Here is a 24,217-nt window from a genome sequence, read left to right as displayed (position 1 = left end):
CTCAGGACACCGCGTCGATCACCGCCCTGGTGAAGGCCGGAATGTCGTCCGGCTTGCGGCTGGTGATCAGGTGTCCGTCGATCACCACCTCGGCATCCTTCCAGCGCGCGCCGGCGTTCTCCAGGTCGGTGCGCACCGACGGCCAGGAGGTGACCTCCCTGCCCTTGGCCGCGCCCGACTCGACCAGCAGCCACGGCCCGTGGCAGATCGCCGCCAGCGGCTTGCCGGCCCCGTCGAAAGCGCGCACGAACTCGACCGCCTTTTCCTCGCGGCGCAGGGTGTCGGGATTGATCACCCCACCCGGCAGCACCAGTGCGGCGTAGTGGTCGGCATTGGCCTGCTCCAAGGTGACGTCGACCTGCACGCTGTCGCCCCAGTCCTTGCCCTTCCAGCCGCGGATCTCGCCCGCCGACGGTGCCACCACGTCGACCTCGAAGCCGGCCTCGCGCAGCTTGGCGCGCGGCTCCATCAGTTCGGACTGTTCGTATCCATCGGTCGCGAGGATCGCGATGCGCTTGCTGTCGGTCATGGTGAACTCCTGACGAATCGGAGGAGCGGGCACGCTAGCGCCACCGCGGTGGCAACACCGTGAATCGCGACCGCAGGCGGCGGCCAACGGCCCCGCGCTGTCGCAGGAACGCGCCAAGCGCGCGAAAGCCGGCGCGGTCGGAAACGTCGGGGCTCACCACCGACCCGGCCGGAGCCACCCGCGGCCTTCGCGGCCATGGGCCGCTCCTACGGGAGGCAGCCCCGAGCCCTGCAGTCGTAGGAGCGTGCCATGCACGCGAAGCCGGCGCGGTCACCAAAACCCCGAATCACCGCCCACTCGCCAGAGCCACCCACGGTCTTCGCGGCCATGGGCCGCTCCTACCCCGGGGCCGTCAACGTCCGGTGCCGTCTCCTTCGGCGCCGTCGATCCGCTCCAGCTCGAACAGGCCGGCGTCGGCCAGCACCGAGAAGTAACCGCTGCCCGACTGGAAGCCGTCGCGCGGGAAATGCGTACCCGGTTCCACCCGGCACAGCATGAACATCGCCGACAGGCCGCACTCGAGGCCGCGGCTCTCGCCGACGCCGGGAAACAGCCCGGCCATCTGGTCGGGCGTGGCACGCGCCAGCTCCAGCGGCTGGCCTTGGAACCAGGCCCGCCAGCCTCCGCCCGGGATCGGCTCGACCCGCAGCTCGCCCCCCTCGCCGGACGGCGCCGCACCGTCGCCGAGCGGCCGGTAGCGTCCGCTGAGGCGGTCGGAGGCCGCCGCCGGCAGTGCGATGCAGATCGTGGCGGCCAGCGCCACCGCGAAGCGGAGGCCGGGGGTCACCGCGCCACCTCGCCGTAGAGGTCGTGCTCGTCGCTGCCCATGATCCGCACCTCGACGAAGTCGCCGGGCTTCAATCCGGCCGCGGCGCCGTCCTGGACCTGCACCAGGCCGTCGATCTCCGGAGCGTCGGCCCGCGAGCGCGCGATCGCCAGCTCGCCATCGATCGCGTCCACCAGACAGCGCTGCACGCTGCCCACGCGCGCCTCGAGCCGCGCCGCGGAGATCGCCGCCTGCCGCTCCATGAAGCGCGCCAGCCGCTCCTGCTTGAGCTCCTCGTCGACAGGGTCCGGCAGCGCGTTGGCGCTGGCGCCCTCCACCGGCGAATAGGCGAAGGCGCCGACCCGGTCGAGCTGCGCCTGATCGAGGAATTCGAGCAGTTCCTCGAACTCGGTTTCGGTTTCGCCCGGGAATCCGACGATGAAGGTCGAGCGGATGGTGAGTTCCGGGCAGATTTCGCGCCAGCCGCGGATGCGCTCGAGCGTGCGATCCACTGCCCCGGGGCGCTTCATCAGCTTCAGGATGCGCGGGCTGGCGTGCTGGAACGGGATGTCCAGGTACGGCAGCAGCCTGCCCTCGGCCATCAGCGGGACGATCCGGTCGACGTGCGGATACGGGTAGACGTAGTGCAGCCGGGTCCACACGCCGAGTTCCGACAGGCCTTCGCAAAGCGCCTGCATCCTCGTCTCGTAGCGCCTGCCGCGCCACTCCCGTTCGGCGTAGCGCAGGTCCACGCCGTAGGCCGAGGTGTCCTGCGACACCACCAGCAGCTCGCGCACCCCGCCGCGGACCAGGCGCTCGGCCTCGCGCAGTACCTCGTCGACCGGCCGCGAGACCAGGTCGCCGCGCATCGACGGGATGATGCAGAAGCTGCAGCGGTGGTTGCAGCCCTCGGAGATCTTCAGATAGGCGTAGTGCCGCGGGGTCAGCTTGACGCCGATGTCGTCCTCGCCGGCGCGCCGCGGCACCAGGTCGACGAAGGGATCGTGCTTCGGCGGCAGCGCGGCGTGCACGGCGCGCATCACGCTGGCGTAGTCCTGCGGGCCGCTGATCGACAGCACCCCGGGATGCGCCTGGCGGATCACCTCCTCGCGCCTGCCCAGGCAGCCGGTGACGATCACCCTGCCGTTCTCGGCGATCGCCTCGCCGATCGCGTCCAGCGATTCCTCCACCGCGGCGTCGATGAAACCGCAGGTGTTGACCACCACCACGTCGGCGTCGTCGTAGCTTTGCACCAACTGGTAGCCCTCGACCTTCAGCTGGCTGAGGATCCGCTCGGAATCGACCAGCGCCTTGGGGCAGCCGAGGCTGACGAAGCCGACCCGGGGGCCGGCGGTCTTGAGGGGGATCACTGACATGCGGGGGCCGGACGGGGCGGCCGGCGATTATACCGCCGTGGCCGTTCCGGGCCGTCGGGGGCGACGCCGCCGCCCCACCCCTCCCCGCGCCAGGCGGGAAGGGGAGCCGGCCGCCTCAGAACCCCAGCGCGTAGCGCAGCGAGACCATGCGCGCGTCGCCGCGCGGCCCGAACCGCTGGTCCCACCCCAGCGTCACCACGCCGCGGCGCCCGGCCCAGGCCTCCAGCCCGAGCCCGAACAGCCCTCCCGAGCGCCCCGGTTGCAGGCCGCCCAGCGGCGACCAGGCGTCGGCGCCGACGAAGCTCGCATCGAAGTCCAGCCCGCTGGCGCCCAGGGTGTGCTGCCACTCCGCGTAGCCATGCAGCGTCAGGCCCCGCCAGCCGCGCTCGGCGCGAACCCCGGCGATGGCCTGGCTGCGGCTCGAGGTCCACGGGTCGGCGCGCAGCCCGAACCCGTCCGCCCCGGGCTCGAGGAAGCCCTCGCTGTCGACCCGGGTGTACTCGGCGCCGACGTATGGCGTCACCGCCGCATCGTGTCCGCCGAAACGGTAGCCGCTCTCGAGATTGGCGTTGAAAAAATCGCCGGCGTAGGCGGTCGCCACGCCCGCCGACCGACGCCCGGTGAACAGGTGCCGTTCGAGTTGCCGGTCGAAGCGCCCGAAGCCGGCCTGGGCCAGCGTATACGCGTTGCCGTGCAGGCTGCCGGCGTAGAGCTGGGCATGCGTCTGGCGATCGCGTCCACGGTCGCGGCTGCCGTCGCGACGGCTGTCGGCGCGACTCTCGCCGAACGCGAAGCCCGCCACGCCGTTGCCGCCGAAACGGTGGTCGCGGCCGATCATCCAGCCGTCGAGCGCGAACCCGTTGCCGGTGAAGCCGCCCTGTCCGCCCTGGCCCAGCTGCCGCTGCCAGACCTGCGGCCCCTGTACGCCCCGCCGGGCCGCGGCCTGGCCGAACTGCGCCGACAGCGCGCGCCGGCCCAGGTCGATGGCGTCGAACGTGGCCGAGGACGCCAGCGCGTGCAGCTCGCCCGAGAGGCTCGAGAGCGAGGCGGCGGCAGTGGCTTCGTCAGGGATGCGCTGGAACTCGCCGGCGGCGCGGATGAAGCCGTCGGCGATGGTGCCGGCCCCGCTCTCGCGCTGGCCGTCGATCTGCCGGAACGCGGTCTCCACGCGCTGCGCCGACGATAGCGATGCCGCGCTGACGGTCCCGAACGCGGAGGCGGTGGCGAGCACGTCGAGGCGGTTGATCCTGAGCAGCACCAGGTCGAAGCTGTAGTCGTGCACCAACGCGCCCTCGAAGAACACCGCGTCCTCGTCGAACGTGTAGCCGTCGAAGGCGCCGTTGAGTGTCCCGTCGGCGCGCAGCACCACCTCGTCGTTCTGGGTCGTGTAGCCGTCGAGCACGCCGGCCACATGCACGGTGCCGCCTTCGATGTGGGCGTCGCCGCCGACCGCCAGCGCGCCGGCGCCGAACAGCAGCGACAGCTGCGCGCCATCGCGATGCCGGTAGTCGCCGCCGACGGTCAGCGCGGTGGTGCCGTCGCCGGCATCCAGGTACACGACGCCGGCGTTGTCGACGTTGCCGGCGACCACACCGTCGCCACTGAGCATGCCGTTGCCGGCGATCGACACCGCCGAGCGGTTCAGCGCGCCGCTCAGCCGCAGCACGCCCTCCTCGACGCGGGTCTCGCCGCGGTAGTCGTTGTCGCCGGAAAGCTCGAGCAGCCCGCTGCCGCGCTTGGTCAGCCCGCCGCTGCCGGCGATGTCGTTCGACCATTCCGAACTCATGTCGTCGAAGTCGGCGGTCACCCGGCCCCAGTCGAAGCGGCCGGGTCCCTGCACGGCCTTGCCGACGTCCAGCAGGCCGTAGCCGAATACCTCGTCGACGCCCGGAGCGCCGATGTCAGCGGCGGTGCCGAGGATGGTCTGGCGCACCAGATCGTTGTCGAACCAGGGGAAGGCCTCCCAGACCAGCGCGGCGGCGCCCGAGACCTGCGGCGCGGCGAACGAGGTGCCGGACCAGCGCCAGTACTCGGGCGCGTCGGGCGCATCGTCGGTGCCGGTGACAACCACCGTGCCGGGAGCCGACAGGCAGTAGTTCATGGCGATGCCGCAGGCGTTGGAGTACTCAGCCAACTGCGTCGGGTCGTCGGCGTCCAGGGCCGCGACGGCGAGCCAGCCGCGCTCCAGATCCGCCGCCGGAGTGGTGCCGTTAGGGCCGGGCTGGCTCGGCAGAGCCGACATGTCGGTCGGGTCGGCACCCTCGAGGTTGCCGGTGGCGAACACCACAAGCCCGTCGTTGTCGAAAATGAAATCCCGGTACTCGTCCGCGATCGGTGCGGTCGCCGCGGAATCGTCCCAATACAGTCCACCCCAGGAATTGTTGAGGATGCGCACGCCGCGATCGATCATGTCCTGGTGGATCGGCTCGAGACCGAGCGGCCCGTCCACCTCGTTGCCCTCGCCGCTGCCGTCGTCGTCCGGCGGCTCGTCGTTGATGATGCGTGCCGAGACGATCTCCGCACCGGGAGCGATGCCGCCGGGCCACTGACCGAACGGGGTCCCGGCGATGATCTGCGTCACCGCGGTGCCGTGGCCGTCGACATCGTCCACCGAGAGATCGTTATCGATGCTGCTCACGTACACCAGGTTGTCCACGACCCGTCCGGCGAGGGCGGGATGTTCGCTGTTCACGCCGGTGTCGAGCACGCCGATGCGTACGCCCTCGCCGGTCAGGCCGGCGTCGTGCGCCTCGTAGCTATTGGTGAGCGCGAGGTGTTCGCTGTAGTCCGGGTTCGGCGGCTCGACCGTGGTCGGCGGCGGCGGCGGCCGCTCGGTAGGCGGCGGATCGGGACGGTTGTCGCTGCCGCCGCCGCCGCAGGCGGTGAGCGCCACGCCGACCGCGAGGGCCAGCAACGAAAGTCTGCAGGACGGTGCCGCGCGGGCACCGGAAATCTGTTCCGCCATAGCGATGGGTTCCTTCTCTGTTCCGGGCGCCACTGCCGTTGCCGCACCACGCGGGCGACACGCACCGATCCCTGCTCCACCATCCGGTGCGGTCATCTATACCCGCAAACAACGGGGCGTGCCACCGCGGAAACGTGACGCAGCGCGTTTCCCCGGCGATCGCAACCGCTGAATGGGCATGCGTTTGCCGCACCATCCACGCGGCGCGATAATCGCCGCTTTCCCGGGGCCCCCCGCCCCTGCCGGAGCAAGCTTCATGAGCGACATCGTCATCGTCGGCGCCAAGCGCACCGCCATCGGTTCCTTTCTCGGCCAGTTCACCGGCGTGCCTACCCCGACGCTCGGTGCCTCGGCGATCACCGGCGCGCTGCAGCACGCCGGCCTGGCCGCCGACCAGGTCGACGAGGTGATCATGGGCTGCGTGCTGCCGGCCGGCCTGGGGCAGGCCCCGGCGCGCCAGGCGTCGCGCGCGGCGGAGATCCCGGACCGGACCGGCTGCACCACCATCAACAAGGTCTGCGGTTCCGGCATGAAGGCGATCATGCTGGGGCACGACATCATCCGCGCGGGATCCTCGGCGGTGGTGGTAGCCGGCGGCATGGAATCGATGACCAACGCGCCGCACCTGCTCAACGGCTCGCGCACCGGGATCCGCTACGGCAGCGCCGAGTTCCTCGATCACATGGCCTGGGACGGACTCACCAACCCCTACGACGGCAAGGCGATGGGCGTCTTCGGCGACATCACCTGCGAAAAGTACCAGCTGAGCCGAGAAGACCTCGATGCCTTCTCCGCCGAGAGCGCGCAGCGCGCGCAGGCGGCGATCGCCGGCGGCGCCTTCGCCGGCGAGATCGTCCCGGTCACGGTGCGTACCCGCAAGGGCGAGCATTCTGTCGACACCGACGAGGAGCCCGGGCGCATCGACACCGCGAAGATCCCGACGCTGCGTCCGGCCTTCGGCAAGGAGGGGCGCCTCACCGCCGCGTCGTCGTCGAAGATCTCCGACGGCGCCGCGGCCACGGTGCTGATGTCCGCCGACGAGGCCGGCCGCCGCGGCCTGCAGCCGCTGGCGCGCATCGTCGCGCACGCCGGCCACGCCCAGGCGCCGGAGTGGTTCACCACCGCGCCGGTGAAGGCGATCGGCAGCGTGCTCGAGCGCGCCGGCTGGAAGGTGGAGGACGTCGACCTGTTCGAGATCAACGAGGCCTTCGCCTGCGTGGCGATGGCGCCGATGAAGGACCTGGGAATCGCCCACGAGCGGCTGAACGTGAACGGCGGGGCCTGCGCGCTCGGCCACCCCATCGGCGCCAGCGGCGCACGACTGGTGGTGACCCTGATCCACGCCCTGCGCGCGCGCGGAGGGCGCCGTGGCGTGGCTTCCCTGTGCATCGGCGGCGGCGAGGCGACCGCAATCGCGGTTGAACTGCTCTAGCCGGTTAACGCCATTTTTACGAAAAAAATCAAACACCTACTTGACACCCAACGGCGGCTTGTCATGATGTGCCCCGGCGCGCCGATTCGCGCGTTCTGACTCACCAACACGACGAGGAAATATCAATCATGTCCATCAACAAGGCTCTGCTTGCCCTGGCCATGGGTTTCGCCCTGGCCGCCTGTTCGAACCAGGACGCCGCCCAGGACGCGGCTGCCGATGCCGCTGACGCCGCTGCCGAGGCCCAGGCTCAGGCCGACGCCGCCTACGGCGACGAGACCGCCCAGGCCGCTGCCGACACCGCCGACATGGCTGCCGACACCGCCGCCGACGCCGCCGCCGACGCTTCGGCCGCTGCCACCGACGACGCTGCCGATGCCGCCGCCGACGCCGCCGAAGACGCGGCCGATGTCGCCGAGGACGCTGCCGACACCGCCGACGAGGCCCAGGACGCAGCCGAAGACGACATGCACTGAGTTCCGCCCGGCCCCCTCCGGGGCCTCGCGACAACAGCACGTGCAGAAAGGCCGCCGGTTCGCCGGCGGCCTTTTGTTTTGCGGACGGGTATCCTGATGAGCTTCCCCCGCCGGACATGCCCATGCCCGTACTGAGCTCGAGCCTGGATCCACGCTCGCAGGAGTTCGCCGACAACGCCGGCTATCACCGCGCCCTGGTGGCCGAGCTCGACCGCAGGCTCGCGCGTGCGGCGCAGGGCGGCGGCGACGCCGCGCGCGAGCGCCACACCGCGCGCGGCAAGCTGCTGCCGCGCGACCGGGTCAGCGCCCTGCTCGATCCCGGCTCGCCTTTCCTGGAGATCGCCCCGCTCGCCGCCGAGGACATGTACGACGGCGCGGCCCCGGCGGCCGGCATGGTCTGCGGCATCGGCCGGGTGATGGGCCTGGAGGTGGTGATCGTCGCCAACGACGCCACGGTCAAGGGCGGGACCTACTTCCCGATCACGGTGAAGAAGCACCTGCGCGCGCAAGAGCTCGCGCGCGAGAACCGCCTGCCCTGCGTGTACCTGGTGGATTCGGGCGGCGCGTACCTGCCGCTGCAGGACGAGGTGTTCCCGGATCGCGAGCACTTCGGCCGGATCTTCTACAACCAGGCGCGGATGAGCGCGGAGAACATCCCGCAGATCGCGGTGGTGATGGGTTCGTGCACCGCCGGCGGCGCCTACGTGCCGGCGATGTCCGACGAATCGGTGATCGTCAGGGAACAGGGCACGATCTTCCTCGGCGGGCCTCCGCTGGTGAAGGCCGCGACCGGCGAGGTCGTGGACGCCGAGGCGCTCGGCGGCGCGGACGTGCATACCAGCGTCTCCGGCGTGGCCGACCATTTCGCCGAGGACGACCGCCACGCCCTGCAGATCGCCCGCGACATCGTCGGCAGCCTCAATCGCCGCAAGACCGTGCCGGTGGCGCTGCGCGAGGCGCGCGAGCCGCTATACGCGGCCGAGGAGCTGTACGGCATCGTGCCCAAGGACACCCGCCGCCCATTCGACATCCGCGAGGTGATCGCGCGGATCGTCGACGCCAGCGAGTTCCAGGAGTTCAAGGCGCGCTACGGCAAGACCCTGGTGACCGGCTTCGCGCACCTGCACGGCTACCCGGTCGGCATCGTCGCCAACAACGGCATCCTGTTTTCCGAGTCGGCGCTGAAGGGCGCGCACTTCATCGAGCTGTGCAACCAGCGCGGCATCCCGCTGGTGTTCCTGCAGAACATCACCGGCTTCATGGTCGGCCGCAAGTACGAGAACGCGGGAATCGCCAGGGACGGCGCCAAGATGGTCACCGCGGTGGCCTGCTCCAGCGTTCCCAAGTTCACCGTGGTCATCGGCGGCAGCTTCGGCGCCGGCAACTACGCCATGTGCGGCCGCGCCTACGGCGCGCGCTTCCTGTGGATGTGGCCGAATGCGCGCATCAGCGTGATGGGCGGCGAACAGGCCGCCAGCGTGCTGGCGACCGTGCGCCGCGACGGGATCGAGGGCAAGGGCGGCAGCTGGAGCGCGGACGAGGAGGAGGCTTTCAAGGCGCCGATCCGCGACCAGTACGAGACCCAGGGCAGCCCCTGGTACGCCACCGCACGGCTGTGGGACGACGGCATCATCGATCCCGCCGACACCCGCAGGGTGCTGGGACTCGGGATCTCGGCCACGCTCAACGCAGCGTTCGAGCCGGCGCGTTTCGGCGTCTTCCGGATGTGACCGCCGCCGGCCGCGCGGCCGGTGCCGGCAACACCCGTGGAGGTGGCGTGGAGACTTCGCACGGCCGCCTCAACAAAGCGTCGTAACGCCCTGCCCGATCTCGGATTCGGTGAGCCCGGTCACATTCGGGCGCGGGCGGGTGCATGCTAGTCTCGCGGCACGACCCCCTGTCGTTGCGTGGCTGCCGCTGGCAGCCGACGCGCCTGTCCCTGTCCGCCCATGAGGAATTCCGTGATGGCCATCTTCAACCAGCCAAGCTCCGCCAAGAAGGACACGCCCTCCTTCGCCCCGGCTCCCGCCCCGGCCCCCGCGCCCGCCCGCGAGCCGCAGCCGGCCGTGGCCGACTTCAATCCGACCCAGACCTCGCCCCCGCGGCGTCCCGCCGCTGCCGAGATCAAGGAGTCGCTGATCGCCGCCAACCTCACCATCGAGGGCAAGATCGAGGGCACCGGCCACGTCCGCATCGCCGGCAGGTTCAAGGGCGACGTCAACGTGCAGGGCGACCTCACCATCGAGCAGGGCGCCAAGCTCAACGGCGGCGTGCGCGCGGAGAAGGTCGTCGTCTCCGGCGAGCTGGAAGGCAACATCGACGCCGCCTCGCGGGTGGAACTGCTCGACACCGCAGTGATGAACGGCGATCTCAAGGCCGGCTCGCTGACCGTCGCCGCCGGCTCACGGATCCGCGGCCACGTCGAGTGCGGTTGGGAAGCCAAGGACACCAAGGTCAACGGCAAGTCCGAGACCAAGGCCGACAAGGCGGACCTCGAACTCGCCTCGTGAGCAACGGCCGGCCTGGCGCGGCGGGCGCCACGCGCACCTGTCCGCACTGCAAGACCACGATCCTGCAGAGCGCGGCGATCTGCCCGTCGTGCCGGCACTACCTCCGTTTCGATTCGGCGGCGTCCGCGGGCGTCGCCGCCTCGACCACGGCCCTCAACGTCGAGGGAACGATCCGGCACCCTGCCGAGGGCGGCGCCTGGGAGTACTCCGTGGTGCTGGTCGTGCGCGACGACGAGGGCAACGAGATCAACCGCCAGGTGGTGGGCGTGGGAGCGATGCATTCCGGCCAGGAACGCAGTTTCAGCCTGTCGGTGGAGGTCTTCCCCACCAGCGACATGCGCAAGCCCGCCAAGCGCGTCACCACCCGGCACTAGGGCTTCATTTCACGATCCCAACGCGGCAGTTGGCGTCGCGGATTTCGGATTTCCAATAACCACTCGCAGCCCCCTGCGCCCCGAATCGGGGCAGCGTCAAGGGGAGAGCTGCGCGTGGTTCAGCCGGGCTGTTTCCCGGCGGCCACCCCTCGCTTCACGCGGCGCGCTTGCGCCTCAACGCTGCGCGTCGCCCGGCCCGCAACCGTCGCAACCGCCGCAGGCGTCGCCCGCCCGCGCTGCCGCCGGGGCGATGCGCCTGCCCAGCGCCCGCGACCAGGGCGCGCGACTATGGCGCAACACCGCGAGCGCGGCCGCGGCTCGCAGTCGACGCGCGGTGCCTGGTACCTGTTTCGCCAGTACCACCCAGGCGCTCGACGCGACCGCCAGCGCGACCGCGGCGTGTTGCAGGACGGTCGACGCGTCCATCGCGGCTACCCCGCCCCCAGCAGCACCGCCACCTGGTAGGTGACCAGCGAGGCGAGATAGGCGAGCGCGAACAGGTAGCCGGCGCTGATCGCCATCGTCCGCCACGAGTTGGTTTCTCGGCGGATCGTGGCCCAGGTGGAGATGCACTGCGGCGCGTACACGAACCAGACCAGCAGCGACAACGCGGTGGCGAGCGACCAGCCGTCGCTGATCAGAGGCGTCAGCGCCTGGGCCGCGGCATCGTCGTCCGCGGCGGACAGCGCGTACACGGTGGCCAGCGACGACACCGCGACCTCGCGCGCGGCCAGCCCAGGGATCAGCGCGATGCAGATCTGCCAGTTGAAGCCGAGCGGCGCGAACAGCCCGGTCATGGCATGGCCGAGGCGGCCGGCGAAGCTGTAGTCGATCGCCGGACCCGTCGCGCCCTCCGGCGCTCCGGGGAACGAGAGCAGGAACCACAACAGCACGGTCAGCGCCAGGATGATGCCGCCGACCCGGCGCAGGAAGATCATCCCCCGTTCGTACAGCCCGATCGCCAGGTCCCGCGGATGCGGCAGCCGGTACGAGGGCAGCTCCAGCATCAACATGTGCTCGCCGCCGGCGCGGCGCCACTTCTTCATCACGAACGACACCGCCAGGGCGCTGAGGATCCCGGCCATGTACAGCGCGAACAGCACCAGGCCCTGCAGGTTGAACACCCCGCCCACTTGTTGCTGTGGGATGAACGCCCCGATCAGCAGCGCGTACACCGGCAGCCGCGCCGAACAGGTCATCAGCGGCGCCACCATGATCGTGGCGATGCGGTCGCGCGGATCCTGGATCGAACGCGTCGCCATGATGCCGGGGATCGCGCAGGCGAAGCTCGACAGCAGCGGGATGAAGGAACGCCCGGACAGGCCGGCCGCGGCCATCGTCCGGTCGAGCAGGAATGCCGCGCGCGGCAGGTAGCCGGACTCCTCCAGCGCCAGGATGAAGGCGAACAGGATGAGGATCTGCGGCAGGAAGATGATCACGCTGCCCAGGCCGGCGATGATGCCGTCGGCGAGCAGGCTCGCCAGCGGGCCTTCCGGCAGGGTCGCGCCCACCCAGGCGGCCAGCCAGCCGGTGCCGGCGTCGATGGCGTCCATCATCGGCGTGGCCCAGGCATAGACCGCCTGGAAGATCAGGAACATCACCGCCGCCAGGGTCAGCAGGCCGGCCACCGGGTGCAGGAGCCAGCGGTCCAGTGCGTCGTCGATCCGGTCGGTGCTGGAGGGCATCCGCACCGCGACATCGAGCAGGCGCCGGGTCTCGGCGTGCAGCGCCGCGTCGTCGCCGGGCTCCGGCCCTGCCACTGCGGCGGCCGGGCCTGCCCGACCGGCCTGGGGCGGGGCGTCGACCAGCGCCTCGATCCGTTCCACCAGGGCCCGGGCGCCTTGGCGGCGCACCGCGACCGTTTCCACCACCGGCAGGCCCAGCTCCCGCTCCAGGCGCTCGCGGTCGATACGGATGCCGCGCCGGGCCGCCACGTCGGCCATGTTGAGCGCCACCACCATCGGCCGCCCCAGCCGCCGCAGTTCGAGCACGAAGCGCAGGTGCAGGCGCAGGTTGGTGGCGTCCACCACGCACACCATCACGTCGGGAGCGGGCTCGCCTGGATAGTGGCCGCGGCACAGGTCGCGGGTGATCGCCTCGTCCAGGCTGGAGGGGGTGAGGCTGTAGGCGCCGGGCAGGTCGAGCAGCGCGTAGCGCCGGCCCGAGGGCGCCACCAGCCGGCCCTCCTTGCGCTCGACCGTGACCCCGGCGTAGTTGGCCACCTTCTGCCGGCTGCCGGTGAGGCGGTTGAACAGCGCGGTCTTGCCGCAGTTCGGGCTGCCGACCAGCGCCAGGCGCGGCACCTCGACCTGCCCGCTCATGCCGCGCGGTCCCGCGCGTCCAGCAACACCCGCGCCGCCTCGGCGCGGCGCAGCGCGAAGCGGGTGAAGCCGATCTGCACCAGCAGCGGCTCGGCCCCGAACGGACCGGCCGCGGTGATCCGCACCGCCTCGCCGGCGATGAAGCCGAGTTCGCGCAGGCGCCGGGCGATGGGATCGCCCGGCGCCCGGTCTTCGACCCGTTCGACGCGGGCGGATGCGCCCCGCGGCAGCTCGGAAAGTCTCACGATGTCGCCCTGAATGCTAATTGTTCTCATTCTACCTTCGCGGCGCCGCGGTGTATGCCCCTGGCGCCGTCGGCGCAGCCGCTATCATGCGGGGCCCGTTCACCGGATCCGACGCAATGTCCGATGCCCTGCAGCTGCAACGCGCCGGCGCCGTCGCGCGCCTGCGCCTGAACCGCCCCGGGGTCCACAACGCCTTCGACGCGGGCCTGATCGCCACGCTAACTGCGCGCCTGGCCGAGCTCGGCAGCGACCAGGACGTGCGGGTCGTGGTGCTCGAGGGCGCCGGCGACTCCTTCTCGGCCGGCGCCGACCTCAACTGGATGCGCTCGATGGCCGCCGCCGACGCCGACGAGAACCGCGAGGACGCGCTCGCCCTCGCGCGGCTGATGCGCACCCTCGACCAGTTGCCCAAGCCCACCATCGCCCGCGTCCACGGCGCCGCCTTCGGCGGCGGCGTCGGCCTGGTCGCCTGCTGCGACGTCGCCATCGCCGCCGAGGACGCGAAGTTCGGCCTGACCGAGGCGCGCCTGGGCCTGCTGCCGGCGGTGATCTCGCCCTACGTCATCGCCGCGATCGGAGCGCGCAACGCCCGGCGCTACTTCGCCACGGCCGAGGTCTTCGCGGCGCCGGAGGCGCTGCGCATCGGCCTGCTGCACGAGGTGGTCGCCGCCGACGCGCTGGACGCCGCGGTCGAGCGCCAGGTGGGCCTGCTGCTCAGGGCCGGACCGGTGGCCTCGGCGCAGGCCAAGGCCCTGGTGCGCGCGGTGGTGCCGCAGGGCGACCGCGATGCGCTGGACGGCGCCACCGCCGACCTGATCGCCGCCATGCGGGCTTCCCCGGAAGGCCAGGAGGGCCTGACCGCCTTCCTCGACAAGCGGCCGCCGGCCTGGGCGCCCGCCTCGTGAGCGGCCCCGACCGCATCGATGCCAGCCGCGGTGCGTTCGCCCTCGACCCGGGTGGCCCCAGTGTCGCGGCCATCCGCCACGCGCCGGAGTAGCAGCGAATGTTCGACAAGCTCCTCATCGCCAACCGCGGGGAAATCGCCTGCCGGGTGATCCGCACCGCGCGCCGTCTCGGCATCGCCACGGTGGCGGTGTTCTCGGAGGCCGACGCCGACGCGCAGCACGTCCGCCTGGCGGACGAAGCCTGGCCCGTCGGCGGTCCGCGGCCGCAGGACAGCTACCTGCGCGGCGACGCCATCGTCGAGGCGGCGCGGCGCAGCGGCGCCGGGGCGATCCACCCCGGCTACGGCTTCCTCAGCGAGAACGCCGATTTCGCCGAAGCGATCGAGGCCGCCGGCATCGCCTTCGTCGGCCCGTCCGCGGCATCGATGCGGAAGATGGGCAGCAAGGCCGGAGCCAAGGAGTTGATGCAGGCTGCCGGCGTGCCGGTGGTGCCCGGCTACACCGGGACCGAGCAGGCCCCGGATGCGCTGCTCCGCGAAGCCGGGCGCATCGGCTGGCCGCTGATGATCAAGGCGGCGCACGGCGGCGGCGGCAAGGGCATGCGCGTGGTGCGTTCGGCGGAGCAATTCCTGCCGGCGCTGGAAAGCTGCCAGCGCGAGGCCGGCAGCGCCTTCGGCCGCGACCGCGTGCTGCTGGAACGCTACATCGAACGGCCGCGCCACATCGAGATCCAGGTGTTCGGCGACCGCCACGGCAACATCATCCACCTCAACGAGCGCGAGTGCTCGGCGCAGCGCCGCTACCAGAAGGTGCTGGAGGAATCGCCCTCCCCCTTCCTCACCCCGCAGCTGCGCGCGCGCATGGGCGAGGCGGCTGTGCTGGCGGCGCGCGCCATCGACTACGCCAACGCCGGGACCGTGGAGTTCATCGTCGACCCGGGCGGCGAGTTCTACTTCATGGAGATCAACACCCGGCTGCAGGTGGAGCACCCGGTCACCGAGATGGTCACCGGCCTGGACCTGGTGGAATGGCAGTTGCGGGTGGCGGCGGGCGAAACGCTGCCGCTGGCGCAGGACGACGTGCGGCAGCAGGGGCACGCGATCGAGGTGCGCCTGTACGCCGAGGACCCGGACGCCGGCTTCCTGCCCGCCTCGGGGCGGCTGCAGCGCCTGCGCCTGCCGCAACCGTCGGCGCACGTGCGGGTCGACGCCGGCGTGGTCGAAGGCGACACGGTGACGATCTTCTACGACCCGATGATCGCCAAGCTGATCGTCCACGACCTCGACCGTCCGCGCGCCCTCGCCCGCCTGCGCGAGGCGCTGGCGGGCTGCGCCATCGCCGGCCCGAAATCGAACATCGCCTTCCTGGAGCGCCTGGTGCGCCATCCGGAGGTCGTCGAGGGGCGCATCGACACCGGCTACCTCGACCGCCACCTCGACCGGGTGCTGGCGCCACCGGCGCCGCCCGGCGAGGTGCGGGTCGCCGCCGCGGCCGCGGCCACCCTGCTGCACGAGGAGGCCCGGGCGCGGCGCGGCGCTGCGGCCTCTCCCGAACCGGACTCGCCCTGGGCGATCGCCGACGGCTGGCGCCTCGGCCACGCCGGCGAGCGCCTGCTGGTGCTGCAGCAGGACGGCCGACGCCTGGAGCTGCACGCGTCCGGCACCGGCGGCGACTACCGGCTGCGCGGCGCCGGAACGGAGCCGCTGCGGATCGAGGGCGCGCGGCTGCGCGGCGAATCGCTCTCGCTGCGCGTCGACGGCCGCTCCCACCTGTTGCGCGCGCAGGTCGACGGCGGCAGCGTGACCGTCCACGACCGCGCCGGGCGGCTGGCCTTCGAGCGGCTGCCGGCATTCCGCTTCGAGGCCGGAGACGCTGCCGGCGGCAGCGACCGCGTCGCCGCGCCGATGCCGGGTCGCGTGGTGCTGGTGGAGGCGACGCCCGGCGCGGTGGTCGCCGAGGGGCAGACCCTGCTGGTGATGGAAGCGATGAAGATGGAGCTGACCCTGCGCGCGCCGCGCGCGGGCACGGTCGCCGAGGTGCGCGCGAGCGCCGGCGAGTTCGTCGAGGGCGACGCCGTGCTGGTGACCCTGGAACCGGAAGACTGAGGGCAAGGCGAGGCGGGACGGCCGGTCGCGCGCCCGTCTCGCGTGGCTTCATGTCCGGCGGCACGGTCCGGACCGGGCGCCCCGGGAAGCACGATCCGGCAGGCGGCCGCGGATGGCCGAGTGCGGCTGGCCGGGTCCCGGACCGGCGCCACTGAAACCCGGCGACCGGAACCGGTACCCTCGGGGACGGGGCCGGCGGCCGGCCTCCCCCGATCCGCGTTCCCCACGACTACCGCAGGACGCCATGAGCCAGTACCCCGCTGACGTGCGCATCGTCGAGGTCGGCCCGCGCGACGGGCTGCAAAACGAGAAGGCGCTGGTCGCCACCGCCGACAAGATCGCGCTCGTCGATCGCCTGTCGGACACCGGGCTGCGGACGGTCGAGGCGACCAGCTTCGTCAGCCCGAAGTGGGTACCGCAGTTGGCCGATGCCGCGGAGGTCTACTCCGGGATCGCCCGCCGTCCCGGGGTGGCCTACCCGGTGCTGGTCCCGAACGAGCAGGGCTACGCGCGCGCGCGCGCGGTCGGCGTCGAGGAGATCGCGGTCTTCACCGCAGCGTCCGAAGCCTTCAACCGCCGCAACGTGAACGCCTCGATCGACGAATCCCTGCAGCGCTTCGCCCCGGTGCTCGAGCGCGCGGCCGGTGACGGCGTGCGCGTGCGCGGCTACGTTTCCACGGTGCTCGGCTGTCCGTACCAGGGCGAGGTGGCGGTGGCCGACGTGGTGCGGGTGGCCCGCCGGCTGCACGCCATGGGCTGCTACGAGGTCTCGCTCGGCGACACGATCGGCGTCGGCACCCCGGCCAGGGCGCGGACGATGCTGCGCGCGGTCGCGGGCGAGGTGCCGATGTCCGCGCTGGCGGTCCACTTCCACGACACCTACGGCCAGGCCCTGGCCAACGTCCTCGCCTGCCTCGAGGAAGGGGTAGCGGTGGTCGACGCGGCCGTTGCCGGCACCGGCGGCTGCCCCTATGCGCGCGGCGCCAGCGGAAACGTGGCCACCGAGGACCTGGTCTACATGCTGCACGGCATGGGCGTGGGGACCGGCGTCGACCTCGCAGCCCTGGCCGCCGCCGGGCGCTGGCTGGCGTCGCTGCTCGGACGCGAGACCGGCAGCAGGGTCGGCCGCGCCACCGCCGCGGCGGCGGACGGCGACGGGGCGGCAGCGGGATGAACGCCGGCGGACCAGGCGCGCGCGCCGACGCTGCGGATGCCGGCAGCGACCCCGCCGCCCTCGCCGAGGCGCTCGAGGCGGCCTCCCGCGACGACGCCCTGCCGGCGTCCGCGCGGCGCCTGCTCGCCAGCGCCGCCACCGCCCTGCGCGGAGCCGCCGCGGACGCCGAATCCTCCCAGTCGCGCTACCGCGCGCTGTTCGATGCCGTGCCCGACCCGGTGAGCATCCTCGACGAGCGCGGCATCGTGCTCGACCTCAACCGCGCCGGCATGGCCGCCTACCGGCGCAGCCGCGGCGAGATCGTCGGCCAGCCGATCGAAGTGCTCAATCCCGACCTGCCCGAGGACCACCTGCAACCGGTGCTGGAGACGCTGCGCCGCGGCGGCACCTACGTCGTCGAGGTCACCAACATGCGCGGCGACGGCAGCAGGTTCCCGGTGGAGGTGCATTCGGCGGGCTTCGTCCACGACGGGCGCCGCTGCATCGTCGCGGTGGCGCGCGACCTCAGCGCGCGGCGCGAGGCCGAATCGCGCTACGGCCAGCTGCTTGAGGTGATCGACAAGGGCGTGCTGGTGCAGGACGCCGACGACCGTCCGCTGCAGGTCAACGCCGCGGCGATGCGCATCCTCGGCGCGGAGGACGACCGCAGCCTGGCGGACTACCTGGCCCCGGAGAAATGGACGGTGCTCGACGAGACCGGACGCCGGGTGCCGCCGGAGGAGCTGCCGGTACGGCGCTCGCTGCGCACCGGCCAGGCGACCCAGAGCACGGTGCTGGGGCTCTACCACAAGCCGGAGCGCCGCTTGCGCTGGCTCTCGGTGACCACCGTGCCGCTGTTCGCACCTGGCAGCTGCCGGCCCCACCAGGTGATCTCGCTCTTCAGCGACGTCACCCGGCTCAAGCGCGACAGCACGCTGTTCGCCCGCGCCCAGGCGCTGGCCCGCATCGGCGGCTGGGAATGGGAGGCGGGGCGCGACGCCCTGTACCTGACCGGCGAGGCCGCGCGCATCCTCGATCGTCCGCAGCCGCCGGCGACCATGGACGCGCTGCTGCGCTGCCTGCGCGAGGGCGATCGCGCCCGCTTCGCCCATGCGCTGCAGCAGGCGCTGCACCGGCAACAGCCGATCGACCTGGAACTGCAGGGCCGGCGCAGCGACGGACGCATGCTGTGGATGCGGATCATCGGCGAGCCGGAAAGCGACGAGTCCGCCAACGTCAGCATCACCGGCACCCTGCAGGACATCAGCGAGCGCAAGCAGGCCGAGGAGACGCTGCGGGTGCAGGCGCGCACCGATCCGCTCACCGGCCTGCTCAACCGCGACGCGATCCTCGGCGAGATGGGCGCACGGATGGACGATCCGGCGCAGGCGCGGCTGGCGGTGCTCTACCTGGACCTGGACCGTTTCAAGATGGTCAACGACGTGCTCGGCCACGGCGCCGGCGACGAACTGCTGCGCCATGCCGCGCAGCGGATCGTCCAGGCCGCCGGCCCGGAGGGACTGATCGCGCGCTTCGGCGGCGACGAGTTCCTGGTGCTGTGCAGCCTGGCCGACGACCCGGGCCGGCCCGAGCGCATCGCCCAGCGCATCCTCGATGCCTTCGAGGGCAGCTTCGGCTACGAGGGCGAGGAGTTCGACGTCACCGCCAGCATCGGCATCGCCCGCGCCCCGGAGGACGGCGAACGCCCGCAGACCGTGATCCAGAGCGCCGATGCGGCCATGTACGACAGCAAGCGCCGCGTGCGCAACGGCTGGCAGGCCTACAGCCCCGCCCTGGCGCAGTCGCGCGACGACCGGCTGCGCATGGAGACGCAGCTGCGCCGCGCGGTCGACAACGGCGAGTTCCATCTGGTCTACCAGCCCCAGGTCGACATGCGCAAGGGCAGCATCGTCGCCGCCGAGGCGCTGATCCGCTGGAAGAACCACCAGCTCGGCGAGATGCGCCCCGATCACTTCATCGGCCACGCCGAGACTACCGGCGACATCGTCAGGATCGGCCGCTGGGTGCTCAGCGAGGCCTGCCAGCAGGTCGCCGCCTGGCGCGACGCCGGTCTCGGCATCGTCCGGGTCGCCGTCAACGTGTCCTACCGCCAGTTCCTCGGCGACGACCTCGCCGGCACCGTGCGCGGGGTCCTCGACGAGTACCGGCTGCCCGGGGCCGCGCTGGAGCTCGAGTTCACCGAGCGCGCGTTGATCGAGGACGCTCCCGATACCCTGCGCACCTTCGCCGAGCTGCGCGAGATGGGCGTGGTCCTGACCATCGACGATTTCGGCGAGGGCTATAGCGCGCTCAACTACCTGCGGCGGCTGCCGATCCACGGCATGAAACTCAGCCAGCTGTTCGTCGAGGGGGTGCCGCGCAACCACTCCGACGTCGCGGTGTGCCAGGCGATCGCGGGCATCGCCCGCAGCCTCGGGCTGGGCCTGGTGGCCGAGGGCGTCGAGTCCGAGCCGCAGCGCCGGTTCCTGCTCGAGCTCGGCGTGCCGGTGGGCCAGGGCTTCCTGTTCGCACCGGGACTGTCGGCCGATGCGTTCGCCCACCAGCTCGGTGCCGGGCTGGCGCACGGCACGGCGTTGCGGAAGGCGCGCTGAGGCGACGGTCGCGAGCGCTCCGGCGTCGGCGCAGGCGCTTCCTTTTCGTGGAATCGCCGGCCTAGGGCATCGCGGAGACCGCGGCGGAGCGCTGGGCGCGGCGCGGGCGGCGCTCCTGCCGGAGCGGCGGTCTGCGGACACCGCGGCGGCGAGCCTGCGCGATCCCATGGGACGCGCCGCGGCCCGGCCCGCGCCGGAACGTGGCGCCGCGGGCGGGTAGAATGCCGGGCCCCGCATCCCTGGAGCCCGCCATGCAGCTTTCCGACCTCCGCGCCATCGTCACCGGCGGCGTCTCCGGCCTCGGCCTGGCGGTCGCCCGGCGCCTGGCCTCCGACGGCGGCAGGGTCGCCCTGTTCGACGTCGACGAGGACAAGGGCGCCGCCGCGGTGGCGGACCTGGGCGCGGAGCGCGCCCGCTTCTTCCGCACCGACGTCACCGACGAGCACGGCGTGGCCGCCAGCGTCGACGCCGCTTGCGCGTTCCTCGGCGGCCTCGATGCCGCGGTCAACTGCGCCGGGATCCTCGGCGCGGGCCGGGTGCTCGGCCGCGAGGCGCCGATGCCGCTGCGGCAGTTCTCGACCACGGTGATGGTCAACCTGGTCGGCAGCTTCAACGTCGCCAAGGCGGCGGCCGCGGTCATGCAGCACAACGATCCCGGCGAGGACGGCGAGCGCGGCGCGATCGTCAATACCGCCTCGGTGGCGGCGTACGAGGGACAGATCGGCCAGGCGGCCTACTCCGCCTCGAAGGCGGGCGTGGTGGGCATGACCCTGCCGATGGCGCGCGAACTCGCCCGCTTCGGCATCCGCGTCAATACCGTCGCCCCCGGCATCTTCTGGACCCCGATGGTCGACGGCATGCCCGAGGACGTGCGGAAATCGCTGTCGGCCTCGATCCCCTTCCCCTCGCGCCTCGGCCAGCCGGACGAATTCGCCGATCTGGTGGCGTACATCCTCGGCAACCGCTACCTCAACGGCGAGACCATCCGCCTGGACGGCGCGGTGCGGTTGGCGCCGAAATAGCAGGGAATCGGGAATCGGGAATGGGGAATCGAAAAGCCGCCCCCCTCCGACACCCGCTCTTTGCTCCCACCATTCCCCATTCCCGATTCCCGGCCACCAAATGAAAGCCAGCGACATCAAGAAGGGCAACGTCCTCGAGCACAACGGCAGCGTCTATCAGGTGCGCGACATCGAGCGCAGCGCGCCGCAGGGCCGCGGTGGCAACGTCAAGTTCCGCTTCACCCTGTATTCGGTGCCCGGCGGGACCAAGCTGGACCTGAGCGCCGGCGGCGACGACGACTTCCGCGAGGTCGAACTGTCGCGGCGCCAGGCCAGCTTCTCGTACCGGGACGGCGAGGCGTTCGTATTCCTCGACGATGAGGACTACATCCCCTACACCCTGGATGCCGACGTGGTCGGCGAGGATGCGGGCTACGTCCACGAGGGCCTGACCGGCTGCTACGTGCAGATCATCGACGAACTCCCCGTCGGTCTGCAGCTCCCGCAGACGGTCGCGCTCGAGGTCGTGGAGACCCCGCCGGAGCTGAAGGGCGGCACCGCCACCAAGCGCCCCAAGCCGGCGCGGCTGAGCACCGGCATCGAGATCCAGGTGCCGGAATACATCGGCAACGGCGAGCGCGTGCTGGTCAACACCACCACGGGCGAGTTCGCCGGTCGCGCCGATTGAACCGCCGGCGATCGCGATGCACGGCCCGCCGCTGCGGGCCTGCTAGGCTGGACGCATGAATCAGCCCCCCCCTGTCGCGACTCCCGCCAGCCCGATGGCGAAACGCTTCCGCGGCTACCTGCCGGTGGTGGTGGACGTGGAGACCGGCGGCTTCGACTGGAACCGCCACGCGCTGCTGGAGATCGCGGTGGTGCCGATCGACCTCGACGCCGACGGCCGCTACGTACTCGGCGAAACCGCCAGCGCCCACGTGATCCCGGCCGACGGCACCGAGATCGACCCGCAGTCGCTGGAGATCACCGGCATCGACCTGGACCACCCGTTCCGGCTGGCCAAGCCCGAGCGCGAGGCGCTGAACCACGTGTTCGCGCCGGTGCGCACCGCGGTGAAGAAGCACGGCTGCCAGCGCGCGATCCTGGTCGGCCACAACGCCCATTTCGACCTCAACTTCCTCAACGCCACGGTGGCCCGCTGCGGCCACAAGCGCAATCCGTTCCATCCGTTCAGCGTGTTCGACACGGTCACCCTCGGCGGGGTGGCCTACGGCCAGACGGTGCTGGCGCGTGCGGTACAGGCCGCGGGCTTCACCTGGGACAGCGCCGAGGCGCATTCGGCGGTGTACGACGCGGAGCAGACAGCGCGGCTGTTCTGTGCGGTGCTCAACGCCTGGCCGCCCCCGCCGACTCCCGGATCCCCGTAGCGGCCCATGGCCGCGAAGACCGCGGCAGGTTCCGATCGCGTCTGCGGTGATTCCTGGCGTGGGCAGCCACGCCGGCTTTCGCGTGCATGGCACGCTCCTACAGGCGCCGCATCCCTCGCCCGTAGGAGCGGCCCACGGCCGCGAAGGCCGCGGGAGGTTCCGATCCGGTTGGCGGTGATTCCGGGTGTAGCCGACGGCGCCGGCTTTCGCGTGCATGGCCCGCTCCTACACGGGCGCGGCGAGCCGATTCCCACAGGCGCGCCGTCATCGGGCGAGCAGGCGCTCCAGCAGTGCCAGGTAGACCCCCGGCAGCGCCTCGAGGTCGGCGATGCGCACGTGTTCGTCGACCTGGTGGATGCTGGCATTGACCGGGCCCAGCTCGATGCACTGCGCGCCCAGCGGGGCGATGAAGCGCGCATCCGAGGTGCCGCCACCGGTGCTCTCCTCGGGCGCGCTGCCGAGCAGCTCCGTCAGCACCTCGCGCGCGGCCGCGCGCAGCGGCCCCTCTGGGGTGTGGAACGGCTCTCCGCTGCGATGCCAGCGCAGGCCGTAGTCCAGCCCGTGCGCATCCAGCAGCGCCGCCACCTCGGCCTCGAGCCGCGGCGCATCCCAGTGCGGGGTGTAGCGCAGGTTGAACCGCACCTGCAGTTCGCCGGGGATGACATTGCTGGCACCGGTGCCGGCATGGATATCGGAGACCTGCAGACTGGTGGGCGGGAAGCTCTCGTAGCCCTCGTCCCAGCGCCGGGATACCAGGTCGCCCATCGCCGGCAACGCCAGGTGCACCGGATTGCGCGCCTTGTCGGGATAGGCGACATGCCCCTGCACCCCGCGCACCGTGAGCAACCCCGACAGCGACCCCCGTCGCCCCACCCGCAGCAGATCGCCGAGCCTGGCCTTCGAAGAGGGTTCGCCGGTGATGCACCAGTCGATCCCCTGGCCGCGCTCGCGGAAGGTTGCGGCGACGCGCCGCACGCCGTCGATGGCGTCGCCCTCCTCGTCCGAGGTCAGCAGCAGCGCCAGCGTCCCGGCATGCCGCGGGTGGGCGGCGACGAAGCGTTCGGCGGCGACCACGAACGCAGCGACGCCGCTCTTCATGTCGGCCGCGCCGCGTCCGTACAGCATCCCGTCGCGTTCCTCCGGCACGAACGGATCGCTGGCCCATGCCTCCCGCGGACCGGGCGGCACCACGTCGGTATGCCCCAGCAGCACCAGTACCGGGCCGCCCTCGCCGTGGGTCGCCCAGAGATTGTCGACCTCGCCGTAGCGCAGACGCTCGCAGGAGAAGCCGGCGCGCTGCAGGCGGCCGGCGATCGAAGCCTGGCAGCCGGCGTCGTCCGGAGTGATCGAAGCGCGGCCGATCAGGTCGCGGGCAAGCTGGAGGACATCGGACATGGCGGCGGCGGGTGGGTGAGGCGCCCAGCCTAGCAAGGACCGCAAGGCATCGGCAGCGAGGCGCCGCCGACGACCGCACCGGAACCACCGCCGACCCCGCGGGATCGCCCGCGGCTTTCGCGGTCATGGGCCGCTCCTGCGGGCGACGCGGCTGCGCGGGCTCTCGCGCGCACGAGCGCACCGTGCGCGCGAGAGCCGAAGCGGTCGGCGGCGCCGTATCCGCGCCGCGCGGGCTCACCCCTTGCCGAAGCGCTTCTTGAAGCCGTTGTCGGTGAAGCCCTGGGTGGCGACCCCGTCGGCGGTGACGATGACCGGGCGCCGGACGAGCTGCGGATACTCGCGCAGCAGCAGCTTCCACTCGGCTTCCGAGCCCGGGGTCTTGCGGGGCGGCGGAAGGTTTCGCCAGGTGGTGGAGGACTTGTTGACCAGCGCGTCCCAGCCACCGGCCTGGGCGGCCCAATCGGCCAGCGTCTGCGGCGATTGCGGCGTGTCGCGATAGTCGACGAATTCGTGCGCGACGCCGAAGCGATCGAGCCACTTGCGCGCTTTCCCGCAGGTATCGCAGTTCTTCAGTCCGTACAGCGTCGTCATTGGATTCCCCACGTCTGCAACAGGCACGCCTGCGCGGGATGCGCACGGCCGGCGGAGGCGCCGCTCCCGCAGC

At 71.9% G+C, this 24,217-nt stretch carries 21 protein-coding genes; 12 read left to right on the top strand and 9 right to left on the bottom strand.

Annotated elements, in window-relative coordinates:
- Position 1: 1 nt before the first annotated feature.
- The 4 genes from H0E84_RS06740 to H0E84_RS06725 form a co-directional block, all read right to left on the bottom strand.
- Positions 2 to 529, bottom strand: a complete 528-nt coding sequence (locus H0E84_RS06740) for a type 1 glutamine amidotransferase domain-containing protein (RefSeq protein ID WP_180677875.1) — start codon at positions 527 to 529, stop codon at positions 2 to 4.
- 352 nt (positions 530 to 881) lie between these two features.
- Positions 882 to 1,316 carry a hypothetical protein gene (locus H0E84_RS06735; RefSeq protein WP_180677874.1) on the bottom strand — a complete coding sequence of 145 codons (435 nt, stop codon included), beginning with the start codon at positions 1,314 to 1,316 and terminating at the stop codon, positions 882 to 884.
- Positions 1,313 to 2,671: a 30S ribosomal protein S12 methylthiotransferase RimO gene (rimO, locus tag H0E84_RS06730; protein ID WP_180677873.1), complete on the bottom strand. Its 1,359-nt coding sequence runs from the start codon at positions 2,669 to 2,671 to the stop codon at positions 1,313 to 1,315. Before rimO ends, H0E84_RS06735 begins: the two co-directional genes overlap by 4 nt.
- Positions 2,672 to 2,786: 115 nt before the next feature.
- Positions 2,787 to 5,636: a S8 family serine peptidase gene (locus H0E84_RS06725; protein ID WP_180677872.1), complete on the bottom strand. Its 2,850-nt coding sequence runs from the start codon at positions 5,634 to 5,636 to the stop codon at positions 2,787 to 2,789.
- A gap of 256 nt (positions 5,637 to 5,892) precedes the next feature.
- On the opposite strand from H0E84_RS06725, the gene H0E84_RS06720 reads away from it, so the two are divergent.
- The 5 genes from H0E84_RS06720 to H0E84_RS06700 all read left to right on the top strand — a co-directional run bounded on the left by H0E84_RS06720 (position 5,893) and on the right by H0E84_RS06700 (position 10,428).
- Positions 5,893 to 7,068, top strand: a complete 1,176-nt coding sequence (locus H0E84_RS06720; protein ID WP_180677871.1) for a thiolase family protein — start codon at positions 5,893 to 5,895, stop codon at positions 7,066 to 7,068.
- A 128-nt stretch (positions 7,069 to 7,196) separates the two neighbouring features.
- Positions 7,197 to 7,544 (top strand): hypothetical protein, encoded by a 348-nt coding sequence (locus tag H0E84_RS06715; RefSeq protein ID WP_180677870.1) that lies wholly within the window; start codon positions 7,197 to 7,199, stop codon positions 7,542 to 7,544.
- Positions 7,545 to 7,666: 122 nt separating this feature from the next.
- Positions 7,667 to 9,274 carry a carboxyl transferase domain-containing protein gene (locus tag H0E84_RS06710; RefSeq protein WP_180677869.1) on the top strand — a complete coding sequence of 536 codons (1,608 nt, stop codon included), beginning with the start codon at positions 7,667 to 7,669 and terminating at the stop codon, positions 9,272 to 9,274.
- A gap of 234 nt (positions 9,275 to 9,508) precedes the next feature.
- Complete coding sequence (locus H0E84_RS06705; RefSeq protein WP_257644108.1) at positions 9,509 to 10,054, top strand: bactofilin family protein; 546 nt, start codon at positions 9,509 to 9,511, stop codon at positions 10,052 to 10,054.
- A complete protein-coding gene (locus H0E84_RS06700; protein ID WP_180677867.1) occupies positions 10,051 to 10,428 on the top strand; it encodes a hypothetical protein in 378 nt (125 codons plus the stop codon). The genes H0E84_RS06705 and H0E84_RS06700 overlap by 4 nt, the downstream gene beginning before the upstream one ends.
- Positions 10,429 to 10,602: 174 nt before the next feature.
- Here the strand turns inward: H0E84_RS06700 and H0E84_RS06695 are convergent, their stop codons facing one another.
- From H0E84_RS06695 to H0E84_RS06685, 3 genes are read right to left on the bottom strand one after another with little or no spacing between them, the layout of a single operon-like run.
- Complete coding sequence (locus H0E84_RS06695; protein WP_180677866.1) at positions 10,603 to 10,854, bottom strand: DUF6587 family protein; 252 nt, start codon at positions 10,852 to 10,854, stop codon at positions 10,603 to 10,605.
- Positions 10,855 to 10,859: 5 nt separating this feature from the next.
- A complete protein-coding gene (gene feoB / locus H0E84_RS06690) occupies positions 10,860 to 12,749 on the bottom strand; it encodes a ferrous iron transporter B (RefSeq protein WP_180677865.1) in 1,890 nt (629 codons plus the stop codon).
- Entirely contained in the window at positions 12,746 to 12,994 is a 249-nt protein-coding gene (locus H0E84_RS06685) for a FeoA domain-containing protein (protein WP_180677864.1), read from the bottom strand. Before H0E84_RS06685 ends, feoB begins: the two co-directional genes overlap by 4 nt.
- 116 nt (positions 12,995 to 13,110) lie before the next feature.
- Between H0E84_RS06685 and H0E84_RS06680 the strand changes: the two genes are divergently transcribed.
- The 7 genes from H0E84_RS06680 to rnt all read left to right on the top strand — a co-directional run bounded on the left by H0E84_RS06680 (position 13,111) and on the right by rnt (position 22,158).
- Complete coding sequence (locus H0E84_RS06680; protein ID WP_180677863.1) at positions 13,111 to 13,899, top strand: enoyl-CoA hydratase-related protein; 789 nt, start codon at positions 13,111 to 13,113, stop codon at positions 13,897 to 13,899.
- A gap of 98 nt (positions 13,900 to 13,997) precedes the next feature.
- Positions 13,998 to 16,004, top strand: a complete 2,007-nt coding sequence (locus H0E84_RS06675; RefSeq protein ID WP_180677862.1) for an acetyl/propionyl/methylcrotonyl-CoA carboxylase subunit alpha — start codon at positions 13,998 to 14,000, stop codon at positions 16,002 to 16,004.
- A 244-nt stretch (positions 16,005 to 16,248) separates the two neighbouring features.
- Positions 16,249 to 17,178: a hydroxymethylglutaryl-CoA lyase gene (locus H0E84_RS06670; protein WP_180677861.1), complete on the top strand. Its 930-nt coding sequence runs from the start codon at positions 16,249 to 16,251 to the stop codon at positions 17,176 to 17,178.
- Positions 17,175 to 19,769 carry a sensor domain-containing protein gene (locus H0E84_RS06665; protein WP_180677860.1) on the top strand — a complete coding sequence of 865 codons (2,595 nt, stop codon included), beginning with the start codon at positions 17,175 to 17,177 and terminating at the stop codon, positions 19,767 to 19,769. Before H0E84_RS06670 ends, H0E84_RS06665 begins: the two co-directional genes overlap by 4 nt.
- Positions 19,770 to 20,020: 251 nt before the next feature.
- Positions 20,021 to 20,791 carry an SDR family NAD(P)-dependent oxidoreductase gene (locus H0E84_RS06660; RefSeq protein ID WP_180677859.1) on the top strand — a complete coding sequence of 257 codons (771 nt, stop codon included), beginning with the start codon at positions 20,021 to 20,023 and terminating at the stop codon, positions 20,789 to 20,791.
- A gap of 100 nt (positions 20,792 to 20,891) precedes the next feature.
- A complete protein-coding gene (gene efpL / locus H0E84_RS06655) occupies positions 20,892 to 21,458 on the top strand; it encodes an elongation factor P-like protein EfpL (protein ID WP_180677858.1) in 567 nt (188 codons plus the stop codon).
- A gap of 55 nt (positions 21,459 to 21,513) precedes the next feature.
- Positions 21,514 to 22,158 carry a ribonuclease T gene (rnt, locus tag H0E84_RS06650; RefSeq protein WP_180677857.1) on the top strand — a complete coding sequence of 215 codons (645 nt, stop codon included), beginning with the start codon at positions 21,514 to 21,516 and terminating at the stop codon, positions 22,156 to 22,158.
- 264 nt (positions 22,159 to 22,422) lie between these two features.
- Here rnt and dapE read toward each other — a convergent pair whose 3' ends face one another.
- Together dapE and H0E84_RS06640 are read right to left on the bottom strand one after the other, a co-directional pair.
- Positions 22,423 to 23,553, bottom strand: a complete 1,131-nt coding sequence (dapE, locus tag H0E84_RS06645) for a succinyl-diaminopimelate desuccinylase (RefSeq protein WP_180677856.1) — start codon at positions 23,551 to 23,553, stop codon at positions 22,423 to 22,425.
- Between the two features lie 234 nt (positions 23,554 to 23,787).
- Positions 23,788 to 24,144, bottom strand: a complete 357-nt coding sequence (locus tag H0E84_RS06640) for a Spx/MgsR family RNA polymerase-binding regulatory protein (protein ID WP_180677855.1) — start codon at positions 24,142 to 24,144, stop codon at positions 23,788 to 23,790.
- Positions 24,145 to 24,217: the final 73 nt, after the last annotated feature.

The organism is Luteimonas salinisoli, from assembly GCF_013425525.1.
Taxonomy (GTDB): Bacteria; Pseudomonadota; Gammaproteobacteria; order Xanthomonadales; family Xanthomonadaceae; genus Luteimonas; species Luteimonas salinisoli.
The sequence above is the reverse complement of the archived record's forward strand: the minus strand, read 5'-3'. Positions and strand labels throughout refer to the sequence as shown.